This window comes from uncultured Oscillibacter sp. (assembly GCF_910579365.1).
GTDB lineage: Bacteria > Bacillota > Clostridia > Oscillospirales > Oscillospiraceae > Oscillibacter.
The window spans coordinates 1-10,888 of sequence record NZ_CAJTUX010000079.1; the positions used below are offsets into that span (position 1 = coordinate 1).

The 10,888-nt window shown below is 57.1% G+C and carries 8 protein-coding genes and 3 pseudogenes; 2 read left to right on the top strand and 9 right to left on the bottom strand.

Features of this window, described 5'->3' with window-relative positions; all coding sequences use genetic code 11:
- Positions 1-1,400, bottom strand: a pseudogene (locus QZ329_RS13365) (excinuclease ABC subunit UvrA); the annotation flags it as partial.
- A 606-nt stretch (positions 1,401-2,006) separates the two neighbouring features.
- Here QZ329_RS13365 and QZ329_RS13370 point away from each other — a divergent pair.
- Both QZ329_RS13370 and QZ329_RS13375 read left to right on the top strand, forming a co-directional pair.
- Positions 2,007-2,720, top strand: coding sequence for an ABC transporter ATP-binding protein (locus QZ329_RS13370; RefSeq protein ID WP_295753440.1), 714 nt, complete (start codon positions 2,007-2,009; stop codon positions 2,718-2,720).
- Positions 2,717-4,303 carry a hypothetical protein gene (locus tag QZ329_RS13375; RefSeq protein WP_295753442.1) on the top strand — a complete coding sequence of 529 codons (1,587 nt, stop codon included), beginning with the start codon at positions 2,717-2,719 and terminating at the stop codon, positions 4,301-4,303. The genes QZ329_RS13370 and QZ329_RS13375 overlap by 4 nt, the downstream gene beginning before the upstream one ends.
- A gap of 126 nt (positions 4,304-4,429) precedes the next feature.
- Here the strand turns inward: QZ329_RS13375 and QZ329_RS13380 are convergent.
- The 8 genes and pseudogenes from QZ329_RS13380 to QZ329_RS13415 form a co-directional block, all read right to left on the bottom strand.
- A pseudogene (locus QZ329_RS13380) lies at positions 4,430-4,699 on the bottom strand (methylated DNA-protein cysteine methyltransferase); the annotation flags it as partial.
- Between the two features lie 94 nt (positions 4,700-4,793).
- Positions 4,794-5,069 (bottom strand): YdcF family protein, encoded by a 276-nt coding sequence (locus QZ329_RS13385; RefSeq protein WP_295753444.1) that lies wholly within the window; start codon positions 5,067-5,069, stop codon positions 4,794-4,796.
- A 104-nt stretch (positions 5,070-5,173) separates the two neighbouring features.
- Positions 5,174-7,552: an ABC transporter permease gene (locus QZ329_RS13390; protein ID WP_295753446.1), complete on the bottom strand. Its 2,379-nt coding sequence runs from the start codon at positions 7,550-7,552 to the stop codon at positions 5,174-5,176.
- Positions 7,549-8,232: an ABC transporter ATP-binding protein gene (locus QZ329_RS13395; RefSeq protein WP_295753448.1), complete on the bottom strand. Its 684-nt coding sequence runs from the start codon at positions 8,230-8,232 to the stop codon at positions 7,549-7,551. The genes QZ329_RS13390 and QZ329_RS13395 overlap by 4 nt, the downstream gene beginning before the upstream one ends.
- A 79-nt stretch (positions 8,233-8,311) precedes the next feature.
- Complete coding sequence (locus QZ329_RS13400) at positions 8,312-9,247, bottom strand: HAMP domain-containing sensor histidine kinase (protein ID WP_365352139.1); 936 nt, start codon at positions 9,245-9,247, stop codon at positions 8,312-8,314.
- Positions 9,244-9,939: a response regulator transcription factor gene (locus QZ329_RS13405; protein WP_295753454.1), complete on the bottom strand. Its 696-nt coding sequence runs from the start codon at positions 9,937-9,939 to the stop codon at positions 9,244-9,246. Before QZ329_RS13405 ends, QZ329_RS13400 begins: the two co-directional genes overlap by 4 nt.
- 141 nt (positions 9,940-10,080) lie before the next feature.
- Positions 10,081-10,542 (bottom strand): GyrI-like domain-containing protein, encoded by a 462-nt coding sequence (locus QZ329_RS13410; protein WP_295753450.1) that lies wholly within the window; start codon positions 10,540-10,542, stop codon positions 10,081-10,083.
- 216 nt (positions 10,543-10,758) lie between these two features.
- A pseudogene (locus tag QZ329_RS13415) lies at positions 10,759-10,888 on the bottom strand (transposase); the annotation flags it as partial.

Below are 10,888 nucleotides of genomic sequence, written 5' to 3' on the forward strand. Positions count from 1 at the left end.
GCAATTTCCGGGATCGTTCCCTGGGCCACCACCTGCCCGCCGTTGGCCCCTGCCTCGGGACCCATCTCAATCAGCCAATCCGCCTGGGACAAGATCTGAGTATCGTGGTCCACCAGAATTACCGAGTTCCCATCCGCCACCAGATCGCGCATCACGCCGGTCAGTCCCACGATGTTGGAGGGATGCAGGCCGATGGAAGGCTCGTCCAGCACATAGAGCACCCCGGTAGTGCGGTTGCGCACCGCCCGGGCCAGCTGCATCCGCTGCCGCTCCCCGGTGGAGAGGGTGGAGGCGGCACGGTCCAAAGACAGATAGCCCAGTCCCAGGTCCAGCAGCCGTTTGGCCACAGTCTGGAAGGATTGGCAGATGCTCTCCGCCATGGGGCGCATCTCCTCCGGCAGGGAGGCGGGCACCCCGGCCACCCACTCCATCAGCCTGGAGAGGGGCATCTGACAGGCCTGGTCCAGGGAGATGCCCCGGAGCCTCGGCGCCCTCGCGGCCGCCGACAGCCGGGTGCCGCCGCAGTCGGAGCAGACGCCCTGCTTCAAAAACTTCTCCACCCGCTTCATACCCTTCTCGTCCTTCACCTTGGACAGGGCGTTTTCCACCGTGTAGGTGGCATTGAAGTAGGTGAAATCCATATCCCCCGCCGCGCCGCTGGTCTTGTTCTGATAGATGATGTTCTTCTTGACGGCGGGTCCGTGGAAGACGATCTCCCGCTCCTCCGCCGTCAGCTCCCGGAAGGGCACGTCAGTCCGCACCCCCATCTCCCGGGCGATGTCCTTCATCAGCGACCACATCAGGGTCTGCCAGGGGGCCACCGCTCCCTGGTCGATGGACAGGGACTCGTCGGGCACTAAAGTGGATTCGTCCACGGTACGCACGATTCCGGTGCCGCCGCAGGTGGGGCAGGCCCCCCGGCTGTTGAAAGCCAGCTCCTCCGCCCCCGGGGCCCGGACCGATTCACCGCACTCCGGGCAGAGGATGGGCTGTTCCGCCGCCACAGCCAGAGTGGGCGGCAGGTAGTGCCCGTTGGGACAGCGGTGGCTGGCCAGCCGGGAGAACATCAGCCGCAGGCTGTTCAAAAGCTCCGTCCCCGTGCCGAAGGTGGAGCGGATTCCGGGGACGCCGGGCCGCTGGTGGAGGGCCAGGGCGGCGGGGACATAGAGCACCTCGTCTACCTGGGCCTTGGCGGCCTGGGTCATCCGCCTTCTCGTGTAGGTGGACAGGGCCTCCAGATAGCGCCGGGACCCCTCGGCGTACAGAACGCCCAGCGCCAGGGAGGACTTCCCGGAACCGGATACCCCGGCGATGGCGACGATCTGATTGAGGGGAACGTCCACGTCGATATGTTTCAGGTTGTGGACCCGCGCCCCGCGTACTTTTATGATTTCTGGCATTGCTGTCTCCTCCTTGGTATCCTGATGCATCTGCTGTTCCTTCACAGATAGCCTGCCGCAGTCCGAAACACTGTCAGTATAATACCCACCCCGGCGCTATCGCAAGACCATATCGCAAACTTAACCAACAGTTAAGAAAAGCTGAAACGCATCTGAACACATCTCCATTGCACGTTACGGGTCACTCGCTTATACTAAACTCAGGAAAGGTAAAACACTTCACAGGGAGGGGACTGTCATGGAAGTAAAACTCGGCGCCGGCGGTCAGCAGCGAGGAAACACGCTCAGCCAGTGAAACCGAAAGACAATTTTCAAGGATAAAATCAAAAAACTCTTGACCTTCCACAAACCGGAAGGTGTACGATTCACATATGGAGGTAACCTATTATGAATAAAAACGCTTTTGGCCTTTCCTTCTTCTCATTCCCATGGCCGCCGGTATTCTGGGCGCTGGATACGCCTCCAGCGAAAAGGAGGATCGCCGCCCGCGGGGCCTCATCATCCTTGCCTTAGCCGCTGTTATTTTGGTCGTTACCTTTGTTTTCAATCTCTGACCCTACAAAAATACGGACCCTACACAATGCTTCAGCCGAAAGGAGACTATTCATGCTTCGCATCAAACACTATTCCAAAACTTATCCAGGCGGTAAAAAAGCGGTGGACGATCTTACCCTTCATGTCCAACCTGGGGAAATTTACGGCTTCATTGGCCACAACGGAGCTGGCAAGACCACTACCCTGCGGGCGGTGGCGGGAGTGATGGACTTCACCGAGGGAACCATTACCATTGACGGCCATGATATCAAAAAAGACCCGGTGGGGGCCAAGCGCGTCACCGCCTTTTTGCCGGACAACCCGGACCTCTATGAATTTATGAAGGGCATTGACTACCTCAACTTCATCGCCGACCTGTACGACATCCCGGCAGACCAGCGGACCGCCGACATTGGCAAGTATGCCGGGGCCTTTGAGCTGACAGGGAATCTAGGCTCTCCCATCGGCAGCTACTCCCACGGAATGCGGCAGAAGCTGGCCCTGATCTCAGCCTTCATCCGCCGTCCCAGACTGCTGATTCTGGACGAGCCCTTTGTGGGCCTGGACCCCGCCGCCGCCCATCTGATGAAAGGCTATCTGGCGGAGCTGTGCCAGGGAGGCTCGGCGGTGTTTTTCTCCACCCATGTGCTGGAGGTGGCGGAAAAGCTGTGCCACAAAATCGCCATCATCAAACACGGGCGGCTGGTAAAATCCGGTCCTACGGCGGAGCTGGTGGGCGATTCCTCCCTGGAGGACGTGTTCCTGGAGCTGGAGGGAGAAAAATGAAGAAGTTTCTCACTTTGCTGAAGGTGAGCATCCAGTCCATGCTGCTCTCCTCCACCAATTCCCGGGGCCGCAGCCGGAAAAAGGCGGCCACCGGCCTGGGCGCTGTCGTGGTCATTGCCGGCCTGGGCCTCTACCTCTCCGGTTTTTACAGCTACATGCTGATGCAGGCGCTGGCCCCTTCGCAAATGGAGATATTGGTGTTCATCTTTATGGGCATGGCCGCCCTGGTGGGCGGGCTGCTGTTCACCACCTTCGCCGTCAAGGGCGTGGTATTTGGCGGGAAGGACAACGATCTGCTGCTGAGTATGCCGGTGTCCTCCACCCTGCTGATGGCCAGCCGTGTGACAGCCATCTACCTGGAAAACCTGCTGTTCTCCGCCTTTGTGCTGCTCCCCGCCGGGGTGGTCTGCACGATGCTGACCCAGAGCGGCGTGGGGCACAGCCTGCTCTTTTGGGTGCGGCTCGTCATCGCGGCCCTGACCCTGCCCCTGCTGGATACGGCGCTGTCGGTCCTGCTGGGGGCGCTGGCGGCCTTTCTGTCCGCCAGGGTATCCAAGGGTGCGCTGGGACAGAACATTGTGATGGGTTTGTTTCTGGTGGCGGTGTTCTATCTCTCCTTCAACCTCAACGGGATGCTCGGCAGCCTCGCCGCCAACCCCGCCGGGGCAAAAGACGCCCTCTCCTGGGCCGCGCCCCTGCTGTGGATGGGCGAGGGCATCCTGGGGGACTGGGGCCTGCTGCTGGCCTTCGCCGCCTGCTGTGTCATTCCCTTTGCCCTGGTGGTATTCGGCCTGGGCCGGGTCTACCGGCAGGCAGTCGCAGCCTTCGCCGCCCGATCTGCCCAGAGCAATTATAAGCTCTCCGCCCAATCCGCCTCCAGTCAAAAGAAGGCCCTTTTGCGGAAGGAGGCCCAGCGGTTTTTTGGCACGCCCATGTACTTCTGGAACGCCGGCCTTGGCCTGATTATGCTGCTGGCCGCCGGAGCGGCGTCCCTGGTGATGCGGGAGAAGCTGCTTGCCTTTGTTGGTATGGACGGTTTCCCCCTGCTGCCTATGGCGGCGGCTGTGATCTGCTTCTGCCTGTGTACCTGCCCCATCGCCGCCCCCTCCATCAGCCTGGAGGGGAAGTACCTCTGGATTCTGCGGGAGGCTCCCATGCCGGGCAGTACGCTGCTGTGGGTCAAGGCAGGATTCCAGCTGCTGCTCACCCTCCCCTGTACCGTAATTGCCGGGGCGTGTATCTCCGTTGCGCTGGGATTCCAGCTGTGGCAGGGGACCGTGCTTCTGATTGCCGCGCTGCTCTTCGCGGTGGGCCACGCCCTGTTTGGGATGCTGATGGGGCTGACCTTCCCCAAGCTGGATGCGGTCAATGAAACCGTGGTCATCAAGCAGTCTCTGGCTGCCACCCTGGCCATGTTCGTCCCTATGGCGGCGCTGGCCGCGGCGGGCGGGCTGTACTGGCTGGGCAGTCAGACGGCGGGCTGGGCCGCGCTGGCCCTCCCGATCCTGCTGTTCGCCCTGCTGACAGCGGTGTGTGCCGCCATCCTCTCCAAGCGCGGCCCGGTCATGCTCCAGGCGCTGTAAAAGCAAGTCCCGGCGTTCACAGAATGGAACGCCGGGACTTTTATTCTGCTCTAATGCCTCAATGGAGTCCACAATACTCAGCTTCGCAATCTTCCGAAGGGGGACAGCCGTGGCCAGCAGGCAGGCCGCAATGGACACAAAAATCCCCGCGGTAACCGGCTCTGTGAAATCCGCGCCGTTGCGTTTCGCAAAATGTTCGCGGATGCCGCCTATCGTGACCACTTTACCATACGGAACCTGCCGCATGATTTTATCATAGTCAATCGGCGGCGCAAAATACATTCGTGTGCCGCCGTATTTTTCAATCGTCTTCGGGTCTGCAACCGTCTGGATTTTCGGCATATCCTTGCTGTCATGCAGCATAGCGTTGAAATCCTTTTTGCTCTCGTTTGCCATAGCTGTCACCTCCGGGTCCAGTATATCAGGCCCTCCTAATTGACGCAACGAGACTGTTTCAAATAGTTTAAGGCTCTTTCTTTCAACCCCAATTTCATGTCGCTATTGCGGCTATCACGATAATCACTGCGGCCACAAAAATATACCGTTTCCACGTCAAGCGCAGATATCCTGCAAATTCACGTATCAAAGCGTTTAATGTGAAGTGCCATTTTGTCTTTGCACCAAACCCCACGCATTTCAGTCCCTGCTGCTTTGCCAGAAGCAGCGCCCGAAACACATGATACGATGTCGTTACGACTACGACCTTGGGCCGGTCTTTTTTCAATCCGGGCGGCAAGCAGCGGCGTTCTCCCTTCTTTTGTCCCATCTCTGCCCTGCGCAGCTTTCAGCGCGGCCCACGGGAACAGGAAAACCGTGCTGTACGGCGGCTTGGTTACACCGCCGCACAGCCGGCATTTTTCAAATTTACGGTTATAGTTCGTTTATGGTCTCCGTCACCGCCATATTCCGCATCCGCTTGGACGGGGCGTGGACTGCGGCCAGAGTGGCCAGGAGTACAAACAGCAAAATAATCAGAATAGATGATACGGGCAGCGTCCAGGTATAATAGGGGAAGTGGGCGGTCACCAGCTTGCCATACAGCAGCCTGCTCAGCGGCAGCCCCGCTCCACAGCCTATGGCACACCCGGCTAAGGCGTAGGTGGCCGCCTCGGCGGCAATCATCCCGGTAAGCTGCCCGCCGTCCATTCCAACAGCCCGCATAGCCCCGTACTGCCTGGTTCTGGCAGATACGCTCATGGAAATGCTGTTGATGATGTTCAGCACCGTAATCAGGGCAATGATTGCCAGGAAGCCATAGATGAACAGGCTGAACGCAAAAAATGTGCTCCGGTCCGCCTCCTCCCGACGGTCCAGAAACTCATACCGTCCCCGCACCAGATCATGGATAGCCTCCGCGTCTTCATCCGTTGCGTTCGGTACCATCTGGATACTGGCAATGCTGTATCGTTCCTCGCCGGTAAGCCGGATGAAGGTTTCGTTGGAGCAAATCAGGATTACATCGCCATCCGTTCGCCCGCTGTTGGAAAAAGGATTGTAGGTCATCATTCCGGCGATCTCCACTGTGCTGCCGCCCAGCGTCACCGTATCTCCCACATCCAGCGGAACGTCCTTGTCCCAGATACACAGGACATAGCCCTGATCTCCGTAGACCTTCTTCAGGTCGCCGCCGCTGCGGAGGTCCCCGTCTCCCGGCATCCAGTCCAGCTGGATGTCATCATAGGAGAGAATGTCCACTACGTCCCGGTCCACTTCCACGCTGAACTCCGCCGGGATAGCGGCCGCAAGCCGCCGCCCGAAGACATTTTTGACGCCGGGCATTTCCCGCATCTGCTGCATCAAGTCAGGAGCAATCAGTTCCCCGTTTTCCAAGAGGTTAATGTCAATATCCGAACCGTAAGACTTTGTGGGCAGCATAATCCCCAGCAAATCCACCAGAACGGAGAAACTGAGAAACAGAATCATGCTCAGGGCGAAGGACCCCGCCATCAGGAGCAGGCTCTTTTTCGATGACGCCGCATGGGAGACGCCTAATGCGGTTTCAATCTTCAAAAGACGGGTGCTGGCCCGCTGCGGTCTCTGCATTCCTGCATCCGCATTGCCGGACACCGCCGCCACAGGGGAGACCTTTGCGGCCTTTTTTGCCGGGGCCCGGGCCGCGAGGAGCACCGTCAGAATTCCCACCACAGCCCCGCTGACCATTCCAATCGGGCTTATGCCGAAGACTGCCATTCTCGCAAATTCACCGCCTACAAAGCGGTGCATGAACGCGAGCACAAGCCAGGTAGCCGCTGTCCCCAGAATGATTCCGGCCGGGATCGCGGTTTTGCACCAGTTCAGCGCCTCCAGCTCCACAAAATGGATCACCTGCTTTTTGCTCATGCCAATACAGCGCATCATTCCGAAAAACTGCGTCCGCTGGGCAATCGCGCTGTTCAGACTGCCGGAGATCATCAGCGCTCCCGCCAGCAGGACCAGCAGGCAAAACACAATCACCAGCGGGTATACATTTTTTGCCATACGGTTTTCACTGGCCCCCACAGCTGCCAGAAGAATCATGTGTTCATTGACCTTGGCCTCCGGGAACTGCTCTTTGATTTCGGATAGGGTGCGTCTCGCGTTGGCCCTTTCGCTGAACTGTATATAGTAGGCGGGGGTTCCCGCGTCTCCATTGGCGGCGAGGATTTCCCGGAAGGTCTCAATCTGAAGAAATGCGCCCACCTGTTCCCCCTTCACTGGCAGCGCGGTGCTTTCGCCAACACCGCTGTCTGTAGCATAGCGGCTGTTCCCGCTGCGAAAGCCGGTAATCAGGAGGTCATAGCTTCCGGCGGGAGTATCCAGAGACACACGGTCTCCCACATCAACGCCCAGCATCGTCTTGGCGTTGGGCGTGAGAATGACTTCGCCCTCATCCAAGCTGGCGCCCTCCGGAAAATAGGTCATAATTTCGGTCCGAAACGGGTCCTCCACGCCGCCCAGCGCCGTTTGGATACCGCCAATGGTATAGCTGCGGTCCCGGTCGAAATTCACCATATCAAACCAGGAGGAGGCGGACACATCGGGCCGCCGGGCAATGGACGCCGCATCTTCCTCCGATATATTTTCCAGGTTGATGTGCCAGTTTCCGCCCGCTTCTTTGACATTGGCGGTCTCAGACTGAATGAAAATATCCGCCATGCTGAAAATACCCGTCACCAGAAATACGGCGAAAATAATGCACAGACGGGTCATGCGGTTCTGCCGCCGCCGTACCTTGGCGGAGATGGGGATTAAACTGAGATAGCTTCTCATGCCCGGCACCCCCCGAGGTCTGTCAGCACACCGTCCGATACCTGAAAGACCCGATCCGCCGTGTGGGCGATGGCGGGGTTATGGGTAATCATGATGACGGTCTGTTCATACTTCCGGGCGGTTTCCTTCAGCAGGGCCAGGACCTCGCTGCTGTTCTGGGAGTCCAGGTTTCCTGTGGGCTCGTCGGCTAAGACCAGGGACGGCCGGGTCATCAGCGCCCGCCCGATGGCCACCCGCTGCTGCTGTCCGCCGGAGAGCTGGCTGGGCAGATGCCCCCGCCGCTGTTCCAGTCCCAGGACGCTCAGCAGCTCGTCCAGATACCGCTTGTTGGGCCGCTGGCGGTCCAGCAGCAGGGGAAAAATCATATTCTGCTCCACAGACAGCTCCGGGATCAGGTTGAACGCCTGGAAGATAAACCCGATGTTCCGGCGGCGGAAGATGGTCAGCGCCTTTTCCTTCATGGCGAAGGTGTCCTTTTCGTTGATATAGACCCTCCCGGAGGTGGGGGTGTCCAGTGCTCCAATCATATTCAACAGCGTACTTTTGCCGGAGCCGGATTCCCCGACGATGGCTACAAATTCCCCTTTGGGAACGGAGAAGCTGACGTCCTTCAAAGCGTGTACCGCTGTTTCGCCGCTGCCATACGTTTTGCAGATGTGTTCTACTCGTAACAAGTCCATAAGTTTCATGCTCCTTTCATTGTTGGACTGTATGAATACAGTAGCACACAAACCTTACTGTCAGATGAATTGCAGATGACTATTTTGTCATAATCGGAAAATTGATCGTAAAGGCCGTTCCCTGTCCCAGTTTGCTGTGAACCTCCATACTGCCCTGATGCGCTTCAACAATCGACTTCGCCAGGGGCAGGCCCAGACCGACCCCTTGCGTATCCTTAGAAAAGCGGCTGCGGTAAAAGCGCTTGAAGATATGATACAGATCCTCCGAGTGGATGCCGCTGCCTGTGTCTTCCACCGTGATCTGGGTCAAACAGGGAGACTGCTGCCACCGGACCAAAATACGGTCCCCTTGGGCCGTATGGTCCAAGGCGTTTTTGACCAGATTCCCGATCGCTTCTGCCAGCCAGGTCCGGTCACAGGAGAAGACCGTCTGCTCATCCCCCTCCAGTACAATTTCCTTTCCCTCCTGTTCCGCACGGAAGGAATACTGCCTCTTGATATGCTCCAACAGATCGAAAACATTCTCTGGCGACCGCTCCAGTGTGATGGCGCCCGCATCCAGCCGCGCCATTTTCAAAAGGCTCTGCACCAGCGATTCAATCCGGTCAAGCTCCTGCTCCGAGAGACTGGTAAACTCCCGGACGGTGGCGGCGTCCGCCGTTTCCTGCTGGAGAATCCCATTGTAAATATTCAGTGCGGCAATGGGGGTCTTGAGCTGATGGGAGATGTCCGCAATCGTGCGGCGCAGAAATTCCTTGGCCCGCCGCTCACTGTCCGCATGGGCGTCCGCCATGGTCACCAGGGAATTTACCTCGTGGAACAGGCGGTACATGGCGCCTTCCTCGCTGCACGCAATGCCGCCCTTCCGCCGGTCCAGGATATACTCCGCGATCTGATGGGCAGCGTTCTCCATGCTCTGCTCCTGATGCCGCAGACGGCAGACGGCCATCCCTAACGCAGCTGCCATACCGCATAGGGCGCAGGAAAGAAACAGCACCACCGGAAATAGATTCATTCTAACCCGCCTCCTGTATTCCACTTATATCCCATGCGGCGGACCGTGGCAATCCGTGTTGGTTTGGCGGGGTCGTCCTCAATCTTTGCCCGCAGGCGGCGAATATAGACTGCCAACGTGTTTCCGTCTACGAAGTTCCCCTTGCAGTCCCATAGTTTTCCCATAATCTGTTCCGCTGAGAGAATCATGTCAGGATGCTCCATAAAAAGCCGAAGGAGCTTATATTCTGCTGCGGTCAGTTCCAACGGCACGCCGTCTTTATAGGCCCGTCCCTCCAGCAGCTGGAGCGTGATTCCGTTGGAACAGAGTTCTCCGGGAGCTTGCTGGAAATGCTGGCTCCTGCGGAGGATGGCATTGATTCGGGACATCAGTACCGCCAGCTTGAAAGGCTTTGTAATATAGTCGTCCCCGCCGATGTCCAGTCCCATGATAATACTGGTTTCCGCATCCGATGCAGTTAAAAAGAGGATGGGGACTGAGGAAACCTTACGCACTTTTTTGCATACCTCAAAACCGGAACCGTCGGGCAGAGTTACATCCAGAACGAGCAAGTCATATTCTCCATCCCGCCAAATTCTATCAGCCTCTTGGATGGTTCGGGCGACGTCCAAAGCATACCCCGCTTTTTGAAAAGCAAAGGAAAGTCCGTTGATAAGGCTCAGATCATCCTCCAGCAGCAATATTTTACGCATGCTGACACCCCTTTTCCTGTGCTTGATGAAGATATCAGCCATAGTATAATTCCGGAGACTTAGGAATGCAAGCCTGGTGAGATGATATCCGAAAACTGGTTAGGCCGCGCCTATGGAATGGCCCAATATGGCGGTAAACCGTTATAGCCGCCTTACCGGAAAATACAGATAACTTTTTCCGGTCTTTGGGTCGGTAAAATCATGAACCGCACCAACCAGCGGGATATGATGTTCCCCCAGATATTTGATTGCCTGGGAAAACGTATCATCTGCCTCACGCTCTACACAGAGATATTCATATCCAGGGACAACCCACTTGGTCCACCCTTCCAGGGCCTCCGCGTCAGCCTCGCACTCCACCCCCGCTAGGTAAAGACCATTGCGGAAGTCTTCCCATGGAAGAAAGGACCCGGAAAAATCAGACATTGCTCCCCAGATTCCAATCAGATCTCCCTTTTCATCCCTTTTAGCTAAATGCTGGACTTCTCCAAAATGAGAGTTTGCATCATCCCATAATCTCTGAATGAATCCAGCTCCATCTGAGGTTGACCCCTTTTTCCCAATGACCGCAAAGGCTGCCTTTTCAAATCGTTTAATGTTCATTGCAATCTTTCCTTTTTCACATAGAATTCGATACTTTTTGAAATCATCGGATTTATATTATAATAGCAGGCCGAATGAGACCATTTATAGCAATCATCAAAAAACCCAACAATAGACAAAAGCGGCAAACCAATGGGAGCAGTCCGGGGGAGAAACACAAGAGAGAGCTTTCTGGATGGACTCCGGGAAGAGATTCAAATTGCGGATTTTTCAGCAGCGCAGGATGGCTTTCATCTTACCACATTTCCTCAATAGGGTTGAGATCAGGGCTATAGGGCGGAAGGTACGGGGCTTTCATACCCTTTGCCTCCGGAATTTCCCGGACGGCCTTTACATGGTGAGAACG